The 23,817-nt window shown below is 73.3% G+C and carries 22 protein-coding genes; 10 read left to right on the forward strand and 12 right to left on the reverse strand.

Going from position 1 to position 23,817, the window contains the following annotated elements:
* The first annotated feature begins 48 nt into the window (after positions 1-48).
* Entirely contained in the window at positions 49-675 is a 627-nt protein-coding gene (locus tag SM611_RS16720; RefSeq protein ID WP_371950462.1) for a TetR/AcrR family transcriptional regulator, read from the forward strand.
* Here SM611_RS16720 and SM611_RS16725 read toward each other — a convergent pair.
* From SM611_RS16725 to pdhA, 3 genes are read right to left on the reverse strand one after another with little or no spacing between them, the layout of a single operon-like run.
* Positions 662-2,008: a dihydrolipoamide acetyltransferase family protein gene (locus tag SM611_RS16725; protein ID WP_371950463.1), complete on the reverse strand. Its 1,347-nt coding sequence runs from the start codon at positions 2,006-2,008 to the stop codon at positions 662-664. The two genes, SM611_RS16720 and SM611_RS16725, sit on opposite strands and share 14 nt — an antisense overlap.
* Positions 2,009-2,058: 50 nt before the next feature.
* Positions 2,059-3,054, reverse strand: coding sequence for an alpha-ketoacid dehydrogenase subunit beta (locus SM611_RS16730; protein WP_371950504.1), 996 nt, complete (start codon positions 3,052-3,054; stop codon positions 2,059-2,061).
* 5 nt (positions 3,055-3,059) lie between these two features.
* Positions 3,060-4,160: a pyruvate dehydrogenase (acetyl-transferring) E1 component subunit alpha gene (pdhA, locus tag SM611_RS16735; protein WP_371950464.1), complete on the reverse strand. Its 1,101-nt coding sequence runs from the start codon at positions 4,158-4,160 to the stop codon at positions 3,060-3,062.
* Between the two features lie 108 nt (positions 4,161-4,268).
* Between pdhA and SM611_RS16740 the strand changes: the two genes are divergently transcribed.
* The 3 genes from SM611_RS16740 (at position 4,269) to SM611_RS16750 (ending at position 7,347) form a co-directional block, all read left to right on the forward strand.
* Positions 4,269-4,772, forward strand: coding sequence for an Lrp/AsnC family transcriptional regulator (locus tag SM611_RS16740; RefSeq protein WP_371950465.1), 504 nt, complete (start codon positions 4,269-4,271; stop codon positions 4,770-4,772).
* 90 nt (positions 4,773-4,862) lie between these two features.
* A complete protein-coding gene (locus SM611_RS16745; protein ID WP_371950466.1) occupies positions 4,863-5,669 on the forward strand; it encodes an SAM-dependent methyltransferase in 807 nt (268 codons plus the stop codon).
* A gap of 103 nt (positions 5,670-5,772) precedes the next feature.
* Positions 5,773-7,347, forward strand: a complete 1,575-nt coding sequence (locus tag SM611_RS16750; RefSeq protein WP_371950467.1) for a class I adenylate-forming enzyme family protein — start codon at positions 5,773-5,775, stop codon at positions 7,345-7,347.
* Here SM611_RS16750 and SM611_RS16755 read toward each other — a convergent pair.
* Both SM611_RS16755 and SM611_RS16760 read right to left on the reverse strand, forming a co-directional pair.
* Complete coding sequence (locus SM611_RS16755) at positions 7,344-7,673, reverse strand: YnfA family protein (protein WP_371950468.1); 330 nt, start codon at positions 7,671-7,673, stop codon at positions 7,344-7,346. The genes SM611_RS16750 and SM611_RS16755 overlap by 4 nt on opposite strands.
* Before the next feature lie 20 nt (positions 7,674-7,693).
* A complete protein-coding gene (locus SM611_RS16760; RefSeq protein WP_371950469.1) occupies positions 7,694-8,422 on the reverse strand; it encodes a MerR family transcriptional regulator in 729 nt (242 codons plus the stop codon).
* Positions 8,423-8,565: 143 nt separating this feature from the next.
* On the opposite strand from SM611_RS16760, the gene SM611_RS16765 reads away from it, so the two are divergent.
* The 5 genes from SM611_RS16765 to cydC all read left to right on the forward strand — a co-directional run bounded on the left by SM611_RS16765 (position 8,566) and on the right by cydC (position 16,472).
* Positions 8,566-10,179: a peptide chain release factor 3 gene (locus SM611_RS16765; RefSeq protein WP_371950470.1), complete on the forward strand. Its 1,614-nt coding sequence runs from the start codon at positions 8,566-8,568 to the stop codon at positions 10,177-10,179.
* Between the two features lie 360 nt (positions 10,180-10,539).
* Positions 10,540-11,982 (forward strand): cytochrome ubiquinol oxidase subunit I, encoded by a 1,443-nt coding sequence (locus SM611_RS16770; RefSeq protein WP_371950471.1) that lies wholly within the window; start codon positions 10,540-10,542, stop codon positions 11,980-11,982.
* Positions 11,983-12,008: 26 nt separating this feature from the next.
* Complete coding sequence (gene cydB, locus SM611_RS16775; RefSeq protein WP_371950472.1) at positions 12,009-13,127, forward strand: cytochrome d ubiquinol oxidase subunit II; 1,119 nt, start codon at positions 12,009-12,011, stop codon at positions 13,125-13,127.
* Between the two features lie 8 nt (positions 13,128-13,135).
* Positions 13,136-14,749, forward strand: coding sequence for a thiol reductant ABC exporter subunit CydD (cydD, locus tag SM611_RS16780; protein ID WP_371950473.1), 1,614 nt, complete (start codon positions 13,136-13,138; stop codon positions 14,747-14,749).
* A gap of 43 nt (positions 14,750-14,792) precedes the next feature.
* On the forward strand, positions 14,793-16,472 hold the full coding sequence (gene cydC / locus SM611_RS16785) for a thiol reductant ABC exporter subunit CydC (protein WP_371950474.1): 1,680 nt from the start codon (positions 14,793-14,795) through the stop codon (positions 16,470-16,472).
* 106 nt (positions 16,473-16,578) lie between these two features.
* On the opposite strand, the gene SM611_RS16790 is transcribed toward cydC, so the two are convergent.
* From SM611_RS16790 to SM611_RS16810, 5 genes are all read right to left on the reverse strand, one after another.
* A complete protein-coding gene (locus SM611_RS16790; RefSeq protein WP_371950475.1) occupies positions 16,579-17,475 on the reverse strand; it encodes a DMT family protein in 897 nt (298 codons plus the stop codon).
* A 124-nt stretch (positions 17,476-17,599) separates the two neighbouring features.
* Positions 17,600-18,211, reverse strand: coding sequence for a TetR/AcrR family transcriptional regulator (locus SM611_RS16795; protein WP_371950476.1), 612 nt, complete (start codon positions 18,209-18,211; stop codon positions 17,600-17,602).
* 137 nt (positions 18,212-18,348) lie between these two features.
* Positions 18,349-19,494, reverse strand: coding sequence for an NDMA-dependent alcohol dehydrogenase (locus tag SM611_RS16800; RefSeq protein WP_371950477.1), 1,146 nt, complete (start codon positions 19,492-19,494; stop codon positions 18,349-18,351).
* 142 nt (positions 19,495-19,636) lie between these two features.
* Positions 19,637-20,356, reverse strand: coding sequence for a trimeric intracellular cation channel family protein (locus SM611_RS16805; protein ID WP_371950478.1), 720 nt, complete (start codon positions 20,354-20,356; stop codon positions 19,637-19,639).
* A 23-nt stretch (positions 20,357-20,379) separates the two neighbouring features.
* Entirely contained in the window at positions 20,380-20,997 is a 618-nt protein-coding gene (locus SM611_RS16810) for a TetR/AcrR family transcriptional regulator (protein WP_371950479.1), read from the reverse strand.
* Between the two features lie 94 nt (positions 20,998-21,091).
* Between SM611_RS16810 and SM611_RS16815 the strand changes: the two genes are divergently transcribed.
* The gene (locus SM611_RS16815; protein WP_371950480.1) at positions 21,092-22,006 is read left to right on the forward strand and encodes an oxygenase MpaB family protein; all 915 of its coding nucleotides are present in this window, start codon (positions 21,092-21,094) and stop codon (positions 22,004-22,006) included.
* A gap of 38 nt (positions 22,007-22,044) precedes the next feature.
* On the opposite strand, the gene SM611_RS16820 is transcribed toward SM611_RS16815, so the two are convergent.
* A complete protein-coding gene (locus SM611_RS16820) occupies positions 22,045-22,611 on the reverse strand; it encodes a hypothetical protein (protein ID WP_371950481.1) in 567 nt (188 codons plus the stop codon).
* Positions 22,608-23,618 (reverse strand): hypothetical protein, encoded by a 1,011-nt coding sequence (locus SM611_RS16825; RefSeq protein ID WP_371950482.1) that lies wholly within the window; start codon positions 23,616-23,618, stop codon positions 22,608-22,610. Before SM611_RS16825 ends, SM611_RS16820 begins: the two co-directional genes overlap by 4 nt.
* Between the last annotated feature and the right edge of the window lie 199 nt (positions 23,619-23,817).

Genomic DNA, 23,817 nt, shown 5'->3' on the forward strand with positions numbered 1-23,817 from the left:
GGCCCGGGAGAAGAGCCGAACGGCGTTCGGCGCTGCGATAATGGGCGCGTGGCTGACACGGGCGGCGGGCGGGCGAACCGGCGAGGGCGGCCGGGCTACGACAGGGAGTCGCTGCTGCTGGTCGCCGTCACGGTGTTCAACGAGCGCGGCTACGACGGCACCAGCATGGACGACCTGGCCAAGCGGCTCGGCATCGGCAAGTCCGCGATCTACCACCATGTCTCCGGCAAGCACGAGCTGCTCCAGCTCGCGGTCGACCGGGCGCTCGACGGGCTGTTCGCCGCCGCCGAGGAGACCGCCGCCGTGGAGGGCCGCGCCGTCGACCGGCTGGAGCACCTCGTGCGCGCCAGCGTCGCCGTCCTCGTCGAGCGGCAGCCGTTCGTCACCCTGCTGCTGCGGGTGCGCGGCAACACCGCCGTCGAGAAGCGGGCGCTGGCCCGCCGACGCGAGTTCGACCACCTGGTCGCCGCGCTCGTCGCGCAGGCCGAGGCGGAGGGCGACATCCGCGCCGACATCGACCCCGCGATCACCGCCCGGCTGCTGTTCGGCCTGGTCAACTCGTTGATCGAGTGGTACAGGCCGCGCGGCGGCGCGAGTGGTGGGGAGATCGCCGACGCGCTGTGCAAGGTCGCGTTCGACGGGCTGCGCCGCCGCGCGGCGGCTAACGGCGACTGACCAGCATCTCGGGGCGCTCCACGCAGTCGGCGACGAACCGGAGGAACCCGCCGGCGACGCCGCCGTCGCAGACCCGGTGGTCGAAGGTGAACGACAGCTGCGTCACCTCGCGCACCCTCACCTTGCCGTTGTGCGCCCACGGCTTCTCGGCGATCCGGCCGACGCCGAGCATCGCCGCCTCGGGGTGGTTGATGATCGGGGTCGAGCCGTCCACGCCGAACACGCCGTAGTTGTTGAGCGTGAACGTGCCGCCGGTGAGGTCGCCGGGGGACAGGCGTCCCTCGCGGGCCTCCTCCGTGCGCTCCCTGAGCGCGGCGGCGAGCTCGGCCAGCGTCATCCGGTGCGCGTCGCGGACCACCGGCACGACGAGGCCCCGGTCGGTCTGCGCGGCGAACCCGAGATGGACGCGCGGCAGCCGGACGATCTCCTGCCGCTCGGTGTCCACGTAGGCGTTGAGCTCGGGGAACCGGCGGAGGCCCGCCACGGCGATCGCGGCGAACAGGGCCAGCATGCCGACGCCCGCGTCCGGGTCGGCCCGCCCGATCCTCCTCTTGAGCTTGACCAGGCGGGTCGCGTCGACGTCGACCCACGTGGTCGCGTCCGGGATCTCGCGGCGGCTGCGGGACAGCTTCTCGGCCGTCGCCCGCCGGACGCCCCTGAGCGGGACGCGCTCGGCGGCGTCCTCGTCGCGGGGCCCGGAGGCGGTCTGCTCGCGGGGCGCGGACGCCTTCTCGTCGCGCGCGTCAGGTGCCGGAGCGGGGGCGACGTCGGCGATCGCCTTCTCCACGTCCCGGCGCAGGACGACGCCGCCGGGGCCGGTCGCGGCGATGACGCCGACGTCGATCCCGTTGTCCTTCGCCAGGCGCCGCACCACGGGCGAGATGACCCGCGCCACGTCGTCGCGGGCCGGGGGCGCCGCCGCCGGTCCGGCGGAGGACGGTCGTGCGGCGCGGCGGCGGGAGCGGCGCGTCCCGGACGTCCCGTAGCCGACGAGCACGTTCCCCGAACCGGCCCGCTCCTCCTCCCGGTACCGCTCCGCGGCCGCGTCCCGCGCGGTCACCGCGATGAGGGGCGAGCCCACGTCCACGACCGTGCCCGCCTTCGCGTACAGCTCCGCGACGGTCCCGGCGACCGGGATCGGGACGTCCACGGCGGCCTTCGCGGTCTCCACCTCGACGATGACCTGGTCGACCGCCACCGTGTCGCCGACCGAGACCTTCCATTCCAGGATCTCCGCCTCGGTGAGGCCCTCGCCGAGGTCGGGCAGCTTGAAGACCGTCGGGCTCACGCGGGTCTCGTCCGGGGCGGCGATCCCCCGGTTCGCTTCGCTCATGCGGGTCTCTTGCGGGGGGACGACCCCCCGCGCCCCCCGGTTCGCTTCGCTCATGCGGCGCCCCCCAGATAGCGCGTGTCCGGCCGGTCGTCGCACTGGAGCCGGTCGAGCGCGTCCAGGACGCGGTCGACGCTCGGCAGGTGGTGGTGCTCCAGCATCGGCGGCGGGTACGGGACGTCGAACCCGGTCACCCGCAGCACCGGGGCCTGCAGGCTGTGGAAGCAGCGCTCCTGGACGCGGGCGGCGATCTCCGCGCCGACGCCCGCGAACCCGGCCGCCTCGCTGATCACGACGCAGCGGCCCGTCCTGCGCACCGACGCGGCCACGGTCGCGTCGTCGAACGGGACGAGCGTCCGCAGGTCGACGACCTCCAGGTCCCAGCCCTCGTCCGCGGCGGCGGCAGCGGCCTCCAGCGCGACCGGCACGGTCGGCCCGTACGCGACGACCGTCGCGTCCCGGCCGGGGCGGCGGACGGCGGCGCGCCCGAACGGCTCCGTCCGGTCCAGCCGCGCGATGTCCGACTTCGACCAGTACAGCTTCTTCGGCTCCATGAACACGACCGGGTCGGGGTCGTCGATCGCCTCCCGCAGCAGCGAGTACGCGTCCTCGACCGTCGCCGGCGTGACGACCTTCAGCCCCGGCGTGTGCGCGAAGTACGCCTCGCTGGAGTCGCAGTGGTGCTCGACGCCGCCGATCCCGCCCGCGTAGGGGATGCGGATGACGATCGGCAGCGCGACCTGCCCCCGCGTGCGGTTCCGCATCTTCGCCACGTGCGACGCGATCTGCTCGAACGCCGGATAGGCGAACGCGTCGAACTGCATCTCGACGACGGGCCTGAACCCGCCCATCGCCATCCCGACCGCGAACCCGACGATGCCCGCCTCGGCGAGCGGCGTGTCGAAGCAGCGGTCGTCGCCGAACTTGGCGGCCAGCCCGTCGGTGATGCGGAAGACGCCGCCGAGCGCGCCGACGTCCTCGCCGAACACCAGGACCCGCTCGTCGGCGTCCATCGCCTCCTGCAGCGCGGTGTTGAGCGCCTGCGCCATGGTGATCACGTCAGCGCCTCCTCGGCCTCGATCTCGGCCCGGAGCAGGGCCCGCTGCTCGTCCAGTTGCGGTGTCGGGGTGCCGTAGACGTGCTCGAACAGGCCCAGCGGGACGAGTTCGGGGTCGGCGTTCATCCGGTCCCGGAGGCGTGCGGCGAACTCCTCCGCCTCGGCGGACGCCGCCGCGACGTCCTCGTCCGAGAGGTGCCCGCGCCGCCGCAGGTAGCTCTCCAGCCGTGCGATCGGGTCGCGCTTCCGCCACGCGTCGGCCTCGGCGTCCGTCCGGTAGCGGGACGCGTCGTCGGCGTTCGTGTGCGATTCGAGCCGGTACGTGTGCGCCTCGACGAGGAACGGTCCGTTCCCCGATCGGGCGTGCTCGACGGCCGCGGCGAGCACGGCCAGGACCGCGACCGGGTCGTTGCCGTCCACGCGTTCGGAGCGCACCCCGTATCCGATGCCCTTGTAGGCGAGGGACGGCGCCGCGGTCTGCCGCTCCAGCGGCACCGAGATGGCGTACTGGTTGTTCTGGACGAGGAACACCACCGGCGCCTTGAACACGGCCGCGAAATTGAGCGCCTCGTGGAAGTCGCCCTCACTGGTCGCGCCGTCGCCCACGCAGGCCAGCGCGACCCGTCCCGTCCCCTTGCGCTGCTCCGCGTACGCGAGCCCGGCCGCGTGGACGGTCTGCGTCGCGAGCGGGGTGCACTGCGGCGCCGTGTGGTGGCGGCCGGGGTCGTACCCGCAGTGCGCGTCGCCGCGCAGCAGCGACAGCACCTCGACCGGGTCGATGCCGCGCGACACGAGGGCCATCGACTCCCGGTAGGTGGGGAAGAACCAGTCGCCGTCCTCCAGGACGAGCACGGAGCCGACCTGGCACGCCTCCTGCCCGTGGCTGGACGGGTACACGGCCAGCCGGCCCTGCTTGGTCAGCGCGGTCGCCTGCGCGTCGAACCGCCGCCCGACGACCATCGCCCGGTGCGCCCTGCGCAGCAGCTCCATGTCCGGCACCGCGTAGCGCTGCCTCCCGCGTACCGCCGCGCCGCCGTCGGTCAGGAACCGCACGGGCTCCGCCGAGGGGAGCAGCGCCTCAATCCGTCCCGTCGTCATACGCCTCCACCTCCGCACTCGATCGGTGCTAGGAATATGAACCAGAACGGCCATAGGTCTCAATAGACGGCCTGAATCCAGGACGAACGGCCGCCCAGGGGAGTGAACATGGACCAACTGTCTCCGGAACCCCCGCCGCCTCCGGGCCCGGACGGACGTTCGGCGGTCCCCCTCGACGACCTCGATCGCGCGATCATCCGGGAGCTGCGCGCGGACGGCCGCATCTCCATGCGCGCCCTCGCCGAGCGGGTCAGCGTGTCCCGCTCCAACGCCTACACGCGCGTGGAGCGCCTCATCGCCGAAGGCGTCGTCACCGGTTTCACCGCGCAGGTCGATCCCGTCCGCGCGGGCCTCGGCACGGCGGCCTACGTGCTCGTCAACATCGAGCAGAACTCCTGGCGCAAGGTGGCCGCCCAGCTCGGGAAGGTCGCGCACATCGAGCACATGGCCTTCGTCGGCGGCGACGTCGACCTGGTCATGCTGGTCCGCACCCCCGACAACGCCTCTCTGCGCGATGTCGTGCTGGCCCGCATCCACGCGGTCGAAGGCGTCCGCGCCACCCGCACCTGGCTGATCTTCGACGAGACCCCGGCCGCGCCCGCCGACCTGTGAGCGCGGGCGGGCCGACGGCGGGGCCGCGGAACGTTCATGATCGCGTAATCTGAGGGGGCCGGGAGCCGGTGCTCGCGGCTGTGAGGAGAAATGGTGCCAGGTGGCCGTCCGCAGCCGAGCGGATTCGATCCGAACGTCCCGAACATCGCGCGGATGTACGATTATTATCTCGGCGGCAAGGACCATTACGCGGCCGACCGCGCACGCGCCGACGAGGCGATCGCGGCCGATCCGACGCTCGTCACCCTGATCCGGGAGAACCGCGCCTTTCTCGGCCGCGCGGTGCGTTATCTGGCCGAGCAGGGAATCGACCAGTTCCTCGACATCGGCACCGGGCTGCCGACGCAGCAGAACGTCCACCAGATCGCGCAGTCGGTGAATCCGGACGCGCGCGTCGCCTACGTCGACTACGACGGGCAGGTCGTCGCGCACGGGCGGGCGCTGCTCGCCGATTCCCCGGGCACGCGGATGATCGAGGGCGACGTCCGCGATCCCCGCCAGATCCTGGAGAACGCCGAGGTGCGGCGGCTGCTCGACTTCGGCAGGCCGATCGCGCTGCTGCTGGTCGCGACGCTCCACTTCATCCCGGACGTGGACGACCCGCAGGGCATCATGGCCGAGCTGCGCGACGCGCTGCCCTCCGGCAGCCACCTGGTGCTGACGCACGCGTCGGCCGACGGCGTCCCCGACGTGGTCGCCAAGGTCGTCGAGGTCTACAAGCGGACGAACGCGCCCGGCACGCCCCGCACCCGGGAGCAGGTGACCGCCCTGTTCGGCGAGTTCGAACTGCTCGACCCCGGCCTCGTGTGGGCGCCGCTGTGGCGGCCGGAACGATCCATCACCGTGGCGGAGGCCCTGCCGATCTGGTTCTACGCGGGCGTCGGCCGCAGGCCCTGAGCCCGCGGCGGCACGTCCTGGGCTATTGGCAGAACGCTCCCCGGTGCGTGATCGTTAAGGCGGGACGGGTCAATGGCCGGACGGGCCGAATGCGGAGGCGGAAATGCGGGCGGACACGGTTTGGTCGGACACGGTTTCGTCGGACACGGTCGGGGCGGCACTGGCGGACGCGGCGGCGCGCGACAAGGCGTTCCTGTACGACGGTGACGGCGCCCTCACGTTCACCGAGTTCGACGAGCTGGTGGACCGGGTCGCGGGCGGGCTGCTGGCGCGCGGAATCGGGCGCGGCGACCGGATCGGCCTTCTCGGCCTCAACACGCCGCAATGGCTGGCGGTGTTCTACGGCGCGGCGCGGATCGGCGCCGTCATCGTCCCGCTCAACGTGCGCTATCGGGAGCAAGAGCTGTCCTACATGCTCGGGCAGAGCGGCGCGCGAATGGTCATCAGCGTCGACGCCATCCCGGATTTCGACTTCGCGGCATTCTTTGCGAAGTTCCGCCCGCAGGCTCCCGGGGTGACCGATTACCTCTTCTTCGGCGCGGACTTCGACGCGCTGGCCGCGGCGCCCGCCGACCCGGCCGGGCTGGAGGCCGCCCGGGACGCCGTCACCGCGGACGACCCGCTGATGATCCTCTACACGTCCGGGACGACCGGGCGTCCCAAGGGGGCCGTGATCACGCATGGCGGCATCCTGGCGTCGGCGCGGGCGCAGGCCGATCACTTCGCGATGACCGACGCCGACGTCCTGCTCGGGCACCTGCCGTTCAACCACGTCGGCGGCATCACCTGCACGATCATGGCGGCGCTGGTCAGCGGCGGGTCGGTGGCGCTGCTACCCGCCTTCTCCCCGGACGGCGCACTGCGCGCCGTCGAACGCCACCGGGTGACGTTCCTCGGCGCCGTCCCGACGATGTACGTGCTCATGCTCGGCCGCCCGGACTTCGCCGACCACGACGTCTCGTCCGTGCGGCTGTGCATGGCGGGCGGCTCCAACGTGGAACCGGCGCTGGCCGAGTCGATCCGCCGCGCCTTCCCCGGCGCCCCGCTCTACGGCCTCTACGGGCTGTCGGAGTCGTCGGGCGCCTGCGTGCTGTCCCCGGTTGACGACGACGCGGAGACCGTCTCCCGCACCCTCGGCGCGGTCATCGGCGACTTCGAGGCCCGCGTGACCGGCCCGGACGGCGCGCTCCTCCCGCCCGGCGAGACCGGCGAGCTCCAGATCCGCGGCGGCTGCGTGGCCGCCGGCTACTGGGACATGCCGGAGGAGACCGCCGAGGTCTTCCTGCCGGACGGCTGGCTCGCCACCGGCGACATGGTGGAGATGGAGCCGGACGGCCACCTCGTCCTGCGGGGCCGCAAGAAGGAGATGTACATCCAGGGCGGCTTCAACGTGTACCCGGTCGAGATCGAGAACGTCCTGACCGGGCACCCCGGGGTGGCGATGGCCGCGGGCATCGGCGTCCCGGACGAGGTGCTCGGCGAGGTCGGCCGCTGCTACGTCGTCCCGAGCCCCGGCGCCGAACCGCCCACCGAGGAGGAGCTGACCGCCTACTGCCGGGAGCGCCTGGCCGACTACAAGGTGCCCCGCCGGTTCGTCATCACCGCCGAGGTCCCGCTGACGCCCGTGGGCAAGATCCACAAGGCGCGGCTGAAGAGCGACTTCCTGGCCGGCTCCTAGCGCGGGGCGTACATGATGACGGCCATGCCGGTCAGGCAGATCAGGGCGCCGGCGATGTCGAAGCGGTCGGGCCGGTAGCCGTCGGCGACCGCGCCCCACAGGATCGACCCGGCGACGAAGACGCCGCCGTAGGCGGCCAGCACGCGGCCGAAATGGGCGTCCGGCTGGAACGTGGCGGCGAAGCCGTACAGGCCGAGCGCGATGACGCCGCCGCCGATCCAGATCCAGCCGCGCTCCTCGCGCCACCCCTGCCAGACCAGCCAGGCGCCGCCGATCTCCAGCACGGCGGCGGCGGCGAACAGCGCGATGGAGCGGACGATGTGCACGGATGTCCTCCCGGCCGAGGTCAGGGGGTGAACAGCTCGTCGATCAGGGCGGCGGCGCCGGACGGGGCCCGGACCTCCAGCTCGATCATCTCGCCCGCGAAGCGGAGCCGGAAATCGAAGAACGGGCAGCACCGCTGCTCGTCCGCCGCCAGCGCGGCGACGGCCCCGGCCCGTTCGGCGGGCAGCGTGACCCGCACCCCGCCGTCGATCTCCACCGGCCGCGCGTCCCCGGCGACCGCGCGCCATTCGGCGACGCGCTCCGCCATGCCGTCCCCGTCGAGCGAGCAGGCGATCGCCGGCTCGGGCTCGGCGGGCGAGGCGGCGGGTTCCCCGGCCCCGGGCGGCCCGGCGGGGAACCCGCAGCCGGCGTCGCAGCGCTCCGCCCGGTCGGGCAGCGCGTCGAGGCGGCGCAGCACGTCGTGCAGCGTGCGGGTGAACGCGCCCAGCTCGGCGAGGCGGTGCTCGGCCTCGGACAGGCGGGCGGCGACCCGGGGACGCAGGTCGGCCTTCACGTCCGCGCACGCCCCGGTCTCCCACACCGCGAGCAGCTCACCGATCTCCTCCAGGGGCAGGCCCAGGTGCTTGGCCGAGGCGATGAACGCGAGCCGCGTGACCGCGTCCTCCCCGTACATCCGGTAGCCGGACGGGGTGCGGCCCGCGTTCAGCAGGCCCGCGCCCTCATAGAAGCGCAGCGTCGTCGCCGGCACACCGGTGCGCTCGGCGAGCTGCGAGATCCGCATCGTCGTCATACCCGCGACGGTAATCCTTCGACCCGACTCGAAGGTCAAGCCGCCACCGGAACGCGCTGGGCACGGCGAAGGTTCACTAAGCTCATTTGCGCCGCGGACGACCGGACGCGGATCGGCTCGGCGAGCACGGAAAGGGGCCGCGGGTGAGCGGCGGGGCGGGGACGCCGGAGGACGTGGCGGCCGAGGCGGCGCGGCGGCGGACGTTCGCGATGATCAGCCATCCGGACGCGGGGAAGTCGACGCTGACCGAGGCGCTCGCGCTGCACGCGGCGGCGATCGAGCAGGCCGGGGCGGTGCACGGCAAGGCGGGGCGCGGCGGCGTCCGGTCCGACTGGATGGACATCGAGCGCTCCCGCGGCATCTCGATCACCTCGTCGGTGCTGCGGTTCGAGTTCGGCGGCGCGCTGCTGAACCTGCTCGACACCCCCGGCCACGCCGACTTCTCCGAGGACACCTACCGGGTGCTCGCGGCCGTCGACGGCGCGGTCATGCTGCTGGACTCGGCCAAGGGCCTGGAGGCCCAGACGCTGAAGCTGTTCGACGTGTGCCGGCACCGCCGCATCCCGGTGATCACCTTCGTCAACAAGTGGGACCGTCCCGGACGCGAGCCGCTGGAGCTGCTGGACGAGGTCGAGCAGCGCATCGGGCTGCGGCCGGCCCCGCTGACCTGGCCGGTCGGGGCGGCGGGCGACTTCCGCGGGCTGATCGACCGCGCCGACGGCTCGTTCACGCGCTTCCGCCGCACGCCCGGCGGCGCGAAGCGCGCGATCGAGGAGCGGATGCCCGCCGAGCAGGCCGCCCGGGAGGAGGGCGACGCCTGGCGGGCCGCCGTCGAGGAGCTGGAGCTGCTGGACGAGATCGGCGCCGTCCTCGACATGGACGCCTTTCGGGCGGGGGTGTGCACGCCCGTCCTGTTCGGGGCGGCGCTGCCGAACTTCGGCGTCGCCGCGCTGCTGGAGACGGTGCGGAGGCTCGCCCCGGCCCCGGCGCCGCGCGCGGACGCGGGCGGGCGGGAGCGTCCGGTGTCGGCGCCGTTCTCCGGCCAGGTCTTCAAGGTCCAGGCGGGCATGGACAAGGCGCACCGCGACCGGCTGGCGTTCATCCGGGTGTGCTCGGGCCGGTTCGAGCGCGGCATGACGATCACGCACGCCTCGACGGGACGTCCGCTCGCGACGAAGTACGCGCAGACGATGTTCGGCCGCGACCGCTCGACGCTGGACGCCGCCTACCCCGGCGACGTGATCGGGCTGCCCAACGCGTCCGGCCTGACCGTCGGCGACACGCTCTACAGCAGGAACCCGGTGGAGTTCCCGCCCATCCCGGCGTTCGCGCCCGAGCACTTCATGGTGGTCCGCTCCAAGGACAACGGGCGCGCCAAGCAGTTCCGGCGCGGCATCGAGCAGCTCGGCGGCGAGGGCGTGGTGCAGGTGCTGCGCAGCGACCTGCGCGGCGACCAGGCGCCCGTCCTCGCCGCGGTCGGGCCGCTGCAGTTCGAGGTGGTCACCGCCCGCATGGACACCGAGTTCGGCGCCCCCGTCGAGCTGACCCGGCTCGACTACTCGACCGCGCGGATCACCGACAAGGAGTCCGCCGAGACGCTCACCGGCCGCAAGGGCGTCGAGGTCCTGGAGCGCGCCCTGGACGGCTCGCTGGTCGCGGTGTTCACCGACAAGTGGCGGCTGCGCGCGCTCCAGCGCGAGTACCCCGACCTCACCCTCACCCCGATGCTCGCCGCCGGCGCCGACACCGACCACTGACGCGCCCACGCCGGATCCGCCGGCCTGCGGTACCGGGCCCTGGAACGCCGGCGGCCAGGGCGGCGCGCCATGAGTCGCTGGACATCCGACCCGGCGCCAAGGTCACGCCTCCAGCAGGGACTGGCCGACATAGCCGCCGGGCCGCGCGCCTCCGGGGACGGCGAAGACCGCGCTGGACTCGTGCCGCAGGTAGCGGGAGCCGCGTCCCGGCCGCCCTCGCATGGCGAGAACTTGATCAACGATTGACGGGCGCGGGCCTTTCCGGCCCGGCCGCGCGGGAAACGATGATCAGTACATCCGTACGGGCGGTCCGCGACGGGTGCGCCGCCGCCCCCTCCGGCGACGGGGGAAGGGGACCAGGTGGAGACGACGGCGGTACTGGACCGGTGGCAGTTCGCGGTCACCATCGTCTACCACTTCCTCTTCGTGCCGATCACCATCGGCCTGGCCTGGTTCGTCGCCGGGATGCAGACCGCCTGGCACCGCACCGGCAAGGAGCACTACCTGCGGATGACGCGGTTCTTCGGGAAGCTCTTCCTGATCAACTTCGCGCTGGGGGTCGTCACCGGGATCGTGCAGGAGTTCCAGTTCGGCATGAACTGGTCCGTCTACTCCCGGTTCGTGGGGTCGGTGTTCGGGGCGCCGCTGGCGATCGAGGGCCTGGTGGCGTTCTTCCTGGAGTCGACGTTCATCGGGTTGTGGATCTTCGGCTGGGACCGGCTCCGGCCGCGCGTGCACCTCGCGATGATCTGGCTCGTGGTGGCGGGCGTGACGGCGTCCGCCTACTTCATCCTGGCGGCGAACTCCTGGATGCAGCACCCGGTCGGCTACACGATGAAGGACGGCCGCGCCGAGATGACCTCGCTGGGCGACGTCCTCCTCCAGCCGCTGCAGATCACCCACTTCCTGCACACGATCGCCGCCTCGCTGATCACGGCGGGCCTGCTCGTGATCGCCGCGTCCGCGTACCGGCTGCACCGCAACCGCCGCCCTGCGCAGAGCGGGGGAGAGAGCGCGGAAGAGGGCGGGGAGGACCACGACGCGACGCTGTTCCGCGCCGCCGCGCGCGGGGCCCTGTGGGTGACGGCCTGGGCCTCCGTGGCGGTGATCATCGTGGGGCACTTCCAGGCGCAGATCCTGGTCAAGGAGCAGCCGATGAAGATGGCCGCGGCCGAGGCGCTGTACGAGACGAGCGCGCCCGCGCCGCTGTCCCTGCTGGCGATCGGGCCCTGGGAGAAGCGCCCGGAGCGCACCAGCGTGGACATCGTCCTGCCGCACGGGCTGTCGGTGCTGTCCACCAACGACTGGAACGGCGAGATCCGCGGCATCAACGACGTCCAGCGCGAGTACGAGCGGCGCTACGGGCCCGGCGAGTACGCGCCGATCATCGGCAGCATCTACTGGTCCTGGCGGGTGATGGTCACCGTCGGGTTCCTCGTGCTGGTCTACAGCCTGCTGTGGCTGTGGTTCATCCGCCGCCGCGGATGGCACCGGTCCCGCTGGTTCGCCTGGACGGCCTACGCGTTCCTCGGCCTGCCGTTCCTCGCCAACACGGCCGGATGGCTGCTCACCGAGATGGGCCGCCAGCCGTGGATCGTCCAGGGCCTGCTGAAGACCCACGCCGCCATCTCCCCCAAGGTGGGCACCGGCCAGGTCATCGCGACGCTGACCGGCTTCGCGCTCGTCTACGGGGTGCTCGCCGCGATCATGGGCTGGCTGATGGTCCGCGCGATCAGGTCGGGCCCCGAACGCCCCGCCCCCGGCGTGACCCGCGAGGACGCGCTGCCCCCGATGCTCCACTGACCCGGCCCGTCGAAAGGCGCACCACCATGGAGACCGCAGGGCACTTCGACCTCCAGACGCTCTGGTTCGTGCTGATCGCGGTGCTCTGGATGGGGTTCTTCCTGCTCGACGGCTTCGACTTCGGCGTCGGGATGCTCTACCCCTTCCTCGGCCGCGACGACCCGGAGCGGCACGCGCTGCTCGCCACGATCCTGCCCGTCTGGGACAGCTACGAGGTGTGGATCATCGTGGCCGGCGGCGCCACCTTCGCCGCGTTCCCCGGCTGGTACGCCAGCATGTTCTCCGGCTTCTACCTGATCTTCTTCGCGATCCTGCTGGCGCTGATCGTGCGCGGCGTCGCCATCGAGTACCGCAACAAGCACGACGACCTCTCCTGGCGGCGCCGCTGGGACGTCGCGATGCCGATCTCCAGCGCGGCGATCCCGTTCCTGCTCGGCACGGTGTTCGCCGCCATCACCCGGGGCGTGCCGATGGACGCCCAGGGCGACGTCACCGCCGGTGAGGGGGCGCTGTTCAGCGGCTACTCGGTGCTCACCGGGTTCGCGCTCGTCGCGGCGTTCGCGCTGCACGGCGCGCTGTTCCTCGCCGTCCGCACCGAGGACGGGCTGGAGGAGCGGGCGCGCCGCTTCGCGCTCGCGCTGTGGCCGCCCGCGGCCGCGCTGCTCATCGCGTTCACGGTCTGGACGGCGGTGCAGGCGTACTCGGCGGCGCCGTACCGGGCGCCCGTGCTCGTCCTGCTCGCGCTCGGCCTCCTCGCCGCCGCCGCGTCCGGGCCGCTGGCGCTGCTGCGCCGCCCCCTGGCCGCGTTCGCCGGGACGTCCGCGGCGACCGTGCTGCTGGTCGCCGCCCTGTTCGCCTGGCTGTACCCGCGCGTCATGGTGTCGTCCACGGCGGGCTCGCCGAGCCTGACGATCTACGGCACCGCGTCCAACCGCTACTCGCTGATCGCGATGACGATCATCGCGGCGGTGTTCGTGCCCGTCGTCCTCGCCTACCAGGCCTGGGCCCTCTGGGTGTTCCGGGAGCGGCTCTCCCGGGCGGACTTCACCCGGCCGCCGAGCCCGCTGCACATGATCGCGCGGGGCCGGGGGACGAAGCGCGGCGACGCGTCGTCCGGGGGCGCGCCCGCCGGGGACGGGGAGTAGGCCGCCGGATGCGCGCCCTCGACCGCCGGCTGCCCCGCGACGTCCCGGGCGTCCGCCGGTTCCTGCTGGCGGCGGGAGCGCTCGCCGCCTGCTCGGCGGCCCTCACCATCGTCCAGGCGGTGCTGCTCTCGCACATCGTCGTCGCCGGCTTCCTCCGCCACCGAGACGTGCGGGACGTCCTGCCGGCGCTGCTCTGCTACGCGGCGGCCGGCGCCGCGCAGGCCGCGATCGGCTGGGCGCGGGAGGCCGGCGGCCGCTCGGCCGCGTCCCGGATGACCCGCGCGCTGCGCGGGCGCGTGCTGGACCGGATCGTCCGGGCCCGCCCCGGGAGCGTGCCGTCCGGCGAGGCGGTCACCGTCACCACCGACGGCGTGGAGGCCCTGGAGACCTACATCGCCCGCTTCCTGCCGCAGCTGGCGGCGGCGGCGCTCGCACCGCCCGCCGTCCTCGCCTGGGTCGCCTTCCAGGACGCCCTGTCCGCGCTGGTCATGGCGGCCACGCTGCCGCTGGTCCCGCTGTTCGGGGTCCTGATCGGCCGCTCCACCGAGGCCCGGACGCGGGAGCGGTGGCAGGCCCTCGCCCGGATGAGCGGGCACTTCCTCGACGTCGTGACGGGGCTCACGACCCTGCGCGCCCACCGCCGGAGCCGCGCCCAGGCCGCCTCCATCGCCGCCACCACCGAGCGGTACCGGCGGGACACGATGCGGGTGCTGCGGGTCGCGTTCCTGTCGGCGCTCGTCCTGGAGCTCGCCGCGACCCTCGGCACGGCGCTGGTCGCGGTCGGCATCGGCCTCCGGCTGGCGGCCGGCGACCTGGAGCTAAGCGCCGGGCTGGCGATCCTCGTCCTCGCGCCGGAGCTGTACGGGCCGCTGCGCGGCCTCGCCGCCGAATTCCACGCCGGGGCCGGCGGGCTCACCGCGTCGCGCCGCCTGTCGGAGCTGCTCGCGCTGCCGCCCGCCGCGGCGCCGCCGCCCCGCCCGCGCCCGGCCGCGTTCGGGGTCGTCCGGATGGCGGACGTCGCCGCCGGGTACGGCGGCCCGCCCGTCCTCACCGGCGTCTCCCTGGAGATCGGGCCGGGCGTCCGGACCGCCCTGACCGGCGGCAGCGGCGCCGGCAAGACCACCCTCCTCGCGCTGCTCCTGCGCTTCATCGACCCGTCGTCCGGGCGCATCACCGTGGACGGCGCGGACCTCGCCGGGTTCGACCCGGACGAGTGGCGCCGCCTCGTCGCCTGGCTGCCGCAGCGCCCGAGGCTGCGCCCGGGGCCCGTGCTGGACGCCATCACCCCGGACGAGCCCGGCGAGCTGAGCCCGGCGGCCGCCGCCGAGCTGGCCGGCGCGGGCGCGCTGCTGCACCGCACGGTGGGCGAGGCCGGCGCGGGGCTGTCCGCCGGGGAGCTCCGCCGCCTCGCGCTGGCGCGGGCCCTGGCCCGCCCGGCCCCGCTCCTCCTGCTGGACGAGCCCACCGCCCACCTCGACGCCGCGACCGCCGCGAACGTCATCGACGCGCTCGTCACGCTGCCCCGCCGCACGCTGGTCGTCGCGACGCACGACCCGCGCCTCGCCTCCGCCGCCGACCAGGTCATCGACCTCAGCGGGTCCCGTGCCGGAGTCCTCACATGAGCGCTGAGACGAGCGCGGGGCCGTGGTCCCGGCGGGGCGCCGGATGAGGGGGCGCCCACTGGTCGCGCTGCTCGCCGCGGCACGTCCCGTCGCGCACCGGTTCGCGGCGTCCGCGCTCTGCGGCGTGCTCGCCGCGGGCTCGGCCATCGCGCTGATGGGCGTCTCCGGGTACCTCATCTCCCGGGCCGCGCTCCGCCCCGAGATCGTCACGCTGGCCGTGGCGATCACCGCGGTGCGCGCGCTCAGCCTGTCGCGGGCGGTGTTCCGCTACGCCGAGCGGGTGGTCTCCCACGACGCGAGCCTGCGGCTGCTGCGGGAACTGCGGGTGCGGTGGTTCCGGCGGCTGGAGCCGCTCGTCCCGGCCGGCCTGCCGGACGCCCGGTCGGGCGACCTGCTCAGCGGATTCGCCGCCGACGTGGAGGCCGTCCAGCACCTGTACCTGCGCGGCCTCGCCCCGCCGCTCGTCGCGCTCACCGCCGGGGCCGGGACGGTCGCCGCCGTCGCCTGGGCGCTGCCCGCCGGCGGGCTCTGGCTGGCGCTCGGGCTGCTGCCCGCGGCGCTCGTCCTGCCCGCCGCGACGATCGCGCTCACCCGCGCCGCCGCGTCCCGCCGGGCCGGCGCGCTGGCCGCGCGCAACGCCGAGACCGTGGAACTCCTGCACGGCGCGCCGGAACTCGTGGCGTTCGGCCGGGCGGGCGACCAGCTCGCCCGGATCGCCGCCGCGGACGCCGTGCTGTCCCGGATCGCCCGCCGCGACGCCCGGACCGCCGGATTCACCACGGCGGCGACCATCCTGCTCACCGCCGGCACGACCCTCGCCGTGCTGGTCTGCGGGGTGCACGCCGTCCACCGGGGCGCGCTGCCCGGCGTCCTGCTCGCGGCGCTGGCGCTCGCGGCCCCCGCCGCGTTCGAGGCCGTCCGCCCGCTCCCGGAGGCGGCCCGCGACCTGCTCACCGCGCACGGCGCCGCCGCCCGCCTCGGCGCGCTCACCGCGCACGCGCCGCCCGCCGCCGATCCGCCCCGGCCGCTGCCCGCGCCGCGCGGCGACCTGCTGCGCCTGCGGGGCGTCCGCGCCCGCTACGCCCCCGGCTCGCCCTGGGTCCTGGACGGCGTCGACCTCGACCTGCGGCCCGGCCGCCGGGTCGCGCTGCTCGGCCCGAGCGGCAGCGGCAAGAGCACCCTCGCCCACCTGCTGGTCCGGTTCCGCGACCCCGACGGCGGGCGCATCACCCTCGACGGGCGCGACCTGCGCGAGTACGCCCAGGACGACGTCCGGCGCGCGATCTGCCTCGTCGACCAGCACGCCCATCTGTTCGCCACCACCATCCGCGCCAATGTCGCCCTCGCGAAGCCCGGCGCCGCCGAACACGAGATCGTCGGCGCGTTGCGCCGGGCCCGCGCCTGGGACTGGATCCGCACGCTCCCCGACGGCCTGGACACCCACGTTGGCGAGCACGGCGCCCGCGTGTCCGGCGGGCAGCGGCAGCGGATCGCGCTGGCCCGCGCCTTCCTGTCCGGCGCGCGCATCGTGGTCCTCGACGAGCCCACCGCCCACCTCGACCCGGGGACCGCGCGGGACCTCCTCAGGGACGTCCTGGACGGGGCGTCCGGCACGGGCATCCTGCTCATCACCCACACCCCTCCGCCGCCTGGAACGGTCGACCAGGTCCTGCACCTGGAGGCCGGCCGCCTCCGGGCGGCCGGCGAGCACCGCGCATCCTGACCGGCGGCCGGGCCCGGCATGGAGCAGTTCTCACCTTGCCGGCCGGGCCCGCTGACGGGACGGCCCGCGCCCGCACCCCGGCCCGGGCGCGGGCCGCCCCGCGTCCTCAGCGCGGGACGTGCTGGAGGCGGGTCCGGGGCGTCCGGCGCTCGTGGTGCGGGACGGCGGCGATGGCCAGCACCGACAGCGCCAGGGCCAGCACGGTCCGCCCGTCGTCGTCCGGCCAGCGCTCCCCATAGAGAATCGTCGAGACGGTCAGCAGGTAGGTCTTGGCCGTGGCGGTGGCGACCAGCCCGACGATGGCCAGCCGGCCGCGCTGCAACGCGATCTGGAGCTGCCCCAGCGCGAGCGGCGCGGCCATGGCGAAGACGTAGGGGTAGGGGGAGGCGAGCAGCGCGTGGGACGAGACGCCGGCGTCCGCCGCGCCGGTCAGCATCAGCTCCGCCGTCCCGGTGAGCAGGCCCGCGTTGATGGCGAGCGCGACGCCGGTGAGCGGGCGGGCGTGCGCGCCCTTGCGTCCCAGGTCGACGGCCAGGAAACCGATGCACGGCACCAGGAGGGACGGCAGCGCGATCGCCACGACCAGCGTCCGGTCCGGCCACGCCGCGATCGCGGACCCGGCCGCGTCGCCGACCGGCGACTCGTCGGTGAACAGGCACGTCGCCACGGTCAGGATGAGGACGCACCCCCATTCGCGCGGCGTGAGGCGTTCGCGCAGGATGAGGACGGCGAAGACGAGCAGGATCGGGATTCCGGCCAGGAACATCGGCTGCGCCTGGTGCAGGGAGAGTCCGGTCAGCGCCGTGGCCTGGACGAGCGCGCCGACGCCGATCACGCACGCCCCGGCGAGCCATGTCCGGTTGCGGAGCAGCTCGCGGGTCAGCAGGAGGGGCCGGTCCCCGTGCAGGCGCGCCATGTGGGGCGCGGCGAGCTTGAAGTAGGTGAGCCCGCTGAAGTAGATGCCGGTGGACAGGACGGCGAGGGCGTGGAAGCTCGTGATCATGGGGCGGCCTCCCGGGCACTTAACCGACACTGCTGTCGGTTACGGGTCCACTATGCGGAAGGCGCCGCGCGGCGTCAAGCCCCGCGCCGGCCCCGCGCCTGGCCCGCGTCCCCGGCGGGAGGGTTCAGCGCGCGTGGCCGAGCCCCGTCCACAGCAGCCGCATCGCGCCCTCGACCAGCGACGACCTGGACGTTTCCGGGTTGCGCTCCCACCACTGCGCCGCGCCGTCCAGGCCGGTGATGATGAGCTCGACCACCGCCTCGGCGATCGGCTCGCCCGGCAGCACGCCCACCGCGCGCATGTCGGTGCCGAGCAGGGCCGCCACCGCGTGCGTCCGCGACTCGCGGATGCCCTGCCGGACGGTCCGGATCTCCGGGTCGTCCTCGTCGGTCCGGTCGAACAGCAGCCTGCGAGCAGCGGGTTTGCTCTGGGCGAAGCCGAAGTAGGCGTCGATGGTGGAGCGCATCCGGTCCTCGGGCGGGCCGGACGCGGTGATGCGCGCCCCCACGTACTCCACCAGCGCCGCGTTCTGCTCCTGCATGACGGACAGCAGCAGCACGCGTTTGGACGGGAAGTGGTCGTACATCACCGTCCGCGCCGCCCCCGCCTCGGCGGCGATCTCGGCCAGCGACGTCGCGTGGTAGCCCTTGCTCGCGAACAGTTTCAGCGCGGCCGCCGTGATGAGCGCCTTGCGGGCCGGTCCGCGCATGCGGGATTTCGGAGCGTCTTCCGCCATCGTCGTGACTCCCTCGTCCAGGTGCGTCCACTTTAACCGACATGGATGTCGGCAAATGTCGGACGCGGGAGCCGGAGACGCGAACGGCCGGTGCGGTGGCTCGCGCCGCCGCACCGGCCGGAGGCCGTCCGCTCGGGTCAGTACTTGATCATGCCGCGGATGTTCTTGCCGTCCCGCATGTCCTGGTAGCCCTTGTTGACCTCGTCGAGGGTGTAGGTGTTGGTGACCAGCTCGTCCAGCTTGAGCTTGCCCTCGTCGTACAGGCGCAGCAGGCGCGGGATGTCGCGGCGCGGGTTGGCGTTGCCGAAGATGCAGCCGACGAGCTCCTTGCGCTGCATCGCCAGGTCGAACAGGTTGAGCTTGACGTCCTCCTGCTCGACGGGTGCGACGGCGGTGACGACGCCGCGGCCGCCCTTGCCGACCAGGCCCATCATCGGGCCGATGAGGTCGCCGGTCGCGACGCCGGTGGTGAGGATGACCTTGTCCGCGTTGGCGCCCCAGGTGAGCTCGGCGAGCTGGGCCGCCGCCTCCTCGATGGACGCGGCGCCGTGCGTGGCGCCGAACTCGGTGGCCTTCTCCCGCTTCCAGTCGACCGGGTCGACGGCGAAGATGTGCCGCGCGCCCGCCATCGCGGCGCCCTGCACCGCGTTCATGCCGATGCCGCCGATGCCGATCACCACGACGGTCTCGCCGGGCTGGACGTCGGCGACGTTGACGGCCGCGCCCCAGCCGGTGGTGACGCCGCAGCCGACCAGCGCGGCCTTGTCCAGCGGGATCCAGTCGTCGATCTTGATGGCCGAGGCCTCGTTGACGACGGTGTAGGGGGAGAAGGTCCCGGTGCAGCACATGATGCCCAGGTCCTTGCCGCTCTTGGAGTGGTGCCGGGAGGTCATGTCGCTGATCTGCTTGCCGGCGAGCAGCACCGCGCCGAGGTCGCAGATGTGCTGGCGGCCCTGCGCGCAGGACGGGCAGCGGCCGCACGCCGGGATGAACGACAGGACGACGTGGTCGCCCTCCTTGAGCGTGGTCACGCCCGGGCCGACCGCGACCACTTCGCCGGCGCCCTCGTGCCCGCCGATGGTCGGGAACTGCTCCCAGCCCATGAGCTTGGCGATCTCGGGGTCGATGACCATGTCCCCAGTGACGAGGTGCTCGTCGGAGTGACACAGCCCGGAGGCCGCGAGTTTGACCTTGATCTCGCCGGCCTTCGGATCGTCGAGCTCGATGTCCTCGATGCTCCAGTCGGTGTGCGGTTCCCACAGAATCGCCGCTCGTGTCTGCACTGGTGCCTCCTGATGGACAAAGTCGGCCGGTTGGTGCCTCTTGCTTACTAGAACTCGGTTCGGGACACCAGATGTAACCGCACATCACCATGGGTATGGGACTTTTACTAAGCCGTGAAGTAAGTCGCGCACCTGCCCGCGGTCAGGGGTCGTCCCTCCGCCCGTCCTCGTCCCGGTCGCCGCGCCGGGTCCTGCCCCGCACGTTCCGGAGCGCGGTGGACGGCTCCAGCGACAGGCCGACCGGGAGCCGCCACCCCCGCCGGTGGGCGATCATGCGCAGCACCAGCCCCAGCGGGATGCCGAGGACGATCCCGAGCGTCTGGGCCTCCAGGTACGAGCAGAGGACGAACACGCCGGCGACCGCCACCGCAACGGTCGCGTACAGCGCGTTCCCCCCGAGGACGGCGGGGACGCGGCCGCGCAGCAGGTCGCGCACCGCGCTGCCGCCGACCGCGGTGATCGTGCCCAGCAGCAGCGCGGGCAGCCAGCCGAGCCCGGCGGCGAGGGTCTTCTGCGCGCCGGCGACCGCCCAGAAGCTGATGACGGCGGCGTCCAGCGGCGTGAACAGCCGGTCCCACTGCTCCTCGCTCAGCTTGATCAGGAAGGCGAGGAGGGCTCCCGCGAACGCGGTCGGCAGGTAGGCGGCGTCCGTCAGCGCCACCGGCGTGCCGTGCTGCAGGAGGGTGTCGCGGATGATGCCGCCGCCGAGCCCGGAGATGGTGCCGACGACGAGGTAGCCGAAGAGGTCGAGGCCCTCCGCCCGCGCGACCACCCCGCCCAGCAGGCCGCAGGCGAACACCCCGGCCAGGTCGAGGTAGCGCGTGACCGTGTCGATCGTGTCCGGAGACGGCCATCCGGTCACGTCTGCCCTCCCGCCGGTGTCGCTCAGCCGCGGATGTACCCGATCACGAGTTCGGCCAACTCGTCCACCATCCGCTCGTGCGGGATGGGCGGGCGGTCCAGGACGTACTTGATGGACAGCATGCCGACCGTCTCGGTGATGATCCACAGTGTGGCGTCGATGTCGAGGTCGTCGCGGAACGCGGCGCGGTTGAGCAGCAGGTAGACGCGGATCAGGTCGGTCAGCCGCCGCTGCAGCGCCGCGAGCTTGTCGAACGGGCCGAGCCGCGGGACCTGCTCGACGATGATGCGCAGCAGGTCGGCGTTCTCCTCGAACAGCCGGATCTGGGCGTCCAGGAGGGCGCGCCCGGCGGTCTCCCACGGCTGCCGCATCGTGGCCTCGATCTCGGCGCCGAGGCTGTCGGCGAGATGGTCGGCGAACCGGTCCAGGACGGCGATGACGATGGCGTCCTTGTTGGGGAAGTACTGGTAGAGCGATCCGTTGCTGATGCCCGCGGCCTTGGCGATCCGGTTGGTGGAGGCGCCGTCGTACCCGCGCTCGGACAGAACGCGAGTGGCGGCCTCCAGGATGCGTTCGACGGTGCGGCGCGAGCGGTCCTGGGACGGCTTTCGGCGAGGTGAGAGGCCAGGTGAGGGGCTCATGGGCCGGTCCTCCGCAAACGCGACTTGTAAGCGACTGCTTATTCGCGTTTAGCTTAACCATGCAACCCAGTCGTTTCGTCAGGAGGTGGCGCACATGACGGTGACCGAGGGGACGCCCGCGACGCGGCCGGGCGAGCGGGAACGCCGCGACGAGCCCGTCCCGTTCGGACCCGGTTCGCTGCTGTGGGAGCAGATGGGGCTCTACACGTCCGCGATCGCCGGCAACAGCGTGTTCATCCTGCAGGTGATGCATCCGGCGATCGGCACCGTGGTCGACCGGCTGTCGAGCTTCCGCACCGACCCGCTCGGCCGCGCGGCGCGCAGTTTCGCCTCGGTGCAGACCTGGGTCTACGGGGGACGCACCGCCATCGAGGAGGGCAAGCGGCTCCGGGAGATGCACAAGCCGCTCAGCGCGGTCGACGAGGACGGGCGGCGCCATCACGCGCTGTCGGCCGAGCCCTGGGCGTGGGTGCACCTCACCGGCTTCTACGCCGCCGTCACCGCGGCGAAGTACTTCGCCCCCGCGCCGCTGACGAAGGAGGAGGAACAGCAGACCTTCGACGAGTTCCTCCAGCTGGGGCGCATCCTGCAGGTGCCCGAGCGGATGCTCCCGGGGAGCATCCCGGACTACTGGGACTACTTCGACGACATGGTGGCCAACACCCTCGTCCCGCACAAGGTGGCGCACGAGGTCCTCGGCCAGATGGACCAGGTGCCGCCCAACGTGCCGAAGCCGCTGCGCCCCGCGGTCGCCCCGCTCAGCGCGGCCACCGGACGGCTCGGACGGCTGATCACGACCGGCACCCTCCCGGAGGCGGCGCGCGAGAAGCTCGGCCTGTCGTGGACGGCCGCGGACGAGCGCCGGCTCCGCCTTGTCGCGCAGGCCATCGGCCGGAGCACGCCGCTGCTCCCCGAACGCCTCCGCTACATGCCGATCGCCTACCGCGCCCGCCAGGCGGCCCGCGCCCAGGAACGCCTGGAGCGCGCCCTGGCGCACCGCCCCATGTGAACCGCAGCCGCCGCGACTCCAAGCTCAGCTGATCCGGGTCAGCGTCCCTTGGGCGGCAGCAGCCGCAGCAGCTCCACGACGGTGTCCTCGGCCTTGCCGGCGACGTCCGTCCCCTTGCCCGGCGCGCGGTAGGTGACCTGGGCGACGAGCAGGCCGTCGCGTACGACGACGTGCGCCTCGGAGTAGCCGGACTCGTGGCGGACGCTGATGGTGCCCATGTCGCCGATCCCGGCCGGCTCACCCTGGTCTGTCTGGGCCCGGCTGTAGAAATCCCGTATCTCGGCGGACTCCTTCTCGACGGTCGGCACCCCGGAGGGGCGGTAGGCGCTCAAGCTCAACCGGGTGCGCTCGTCATCGCTGACCCAGTCGCACTGCAACTCCCCGTAGAAGATGGCCTGCGACTTGGGGGCGCGCGGCTCGGGCACCAGCTGCGCGACCTTGGGGTAGGGGAACCACACGCACAGATCGACCAGCGGTGTCCGTGGCGGGACGGTCTCGTCGTCCGATCCGAGGGCGGCCTTGACCGCCAGATATGGCGCCCACAGGAACGCCGACAGCAGCAGCATGCCCAGGAGCAGCCCGCTCTCCCGCCTGCTCAGCCTCATGCCAGCTTCTCCGTCACCGCGCGCAGGACGTCCCCGGCCTGCCGGCGGGCTTCGTCGGCGGACGCCGCCCGCCGGCTGTGGAGCGCGACCATCACCAGATACCCCTTCACGTGCGCCCTTCCGTGAGCGGTGAAACCCCAGGCGTCCTGCCACGCCACGGTGTAGGCGTCTCCGTCCCGCAGCATGTGCGGCGTGCGTCCGGCGTCCCGTGTCGCCTTCAACGTCTCCTTGTACGACCGCTCGGATGCGGAGGGAGTCCAGGAAGCGATATGGAAGTCGATCCACGTGCCGCTCTTCCACGTCGCGTCGGTGCTCCACCGGCAGGCCGCCCGGTTGTCGTAGCCATGGACCCGCCCCTCCGGCAACACCCGGGCGGCGACGTCCCGGGGGATCAGGTCGCAGGCGGTGACCGTGTCGGGGGATCTCGTCCCCCCGATGTCCGCGATGATCCACGTCACCAGGGCGGCCACGCTGACGACGGGAAGCGCGATCGCCGTCACCAGCACCCAGGGCCGCAGCCGGCGCCAGGGAAGGGGGACCCGATCGACCGCCGGGAGCGTCCCGCCGCAGGCCGCCAGATGCCGGCGCTGCAGGGACGCGACCGCCTCGGGCACCTGCCGGCCGGCGGGGTGCAGGAGGACGATCCGGCCCCCGTCCGTCAGCTGGAGCACGGCGGACGTCCGGCGCCCCCGCCGCTGGACGCCGACCCGCGCGATCGCCGTCCACGGTACGAACATCCGCCGCAGCTGGACCGAGGACGCCGCGTGGCAGTGGATCCCGTCCGGTGCGACCACGGTCGGCGCACGCGTCCGCACGGCGATCGCGCCGAAGACGAGCGGGGCGAGCGGCGCCGCCGACACCAACCCGATCACAAGGACGTCCGGCACGAGCAGGGCGTAGGCGACCACGCCCGCCGCCAGCAGCACCGCGATGGCGGCCCATGAGCGGCGCTGCGCCGTCCCCGGGCCGTACTGGGCGGGTTCCGGGTCGGCCACTGTCCCGCTCATGCGCATCACCGTATTATTGGCCACCCGCCAGGCGGGGTGCGAGCCGGTGGCCGGTCAGGTGACGAGCGCCGCGGACCGGCACCTCGGCGGGATCCGGGACGCCTGCCGCCCGGCTACCGACCCTGATCCGGCGCTGGCCGCTACCGGACAGGGGGTGGATCGCTTCATCGTGCCACCAAATACTGGCACGAAATCCGTC

Source organism: Actinomadura monticuli (assembly GCF_041463655.1).
Classification (GTDB): Bacteria; Actinomycetota; Actinomycetes; order Streptosporangiales; family Streptosporangiaceae; genus Spirillospora; species Spirillospora monticuli.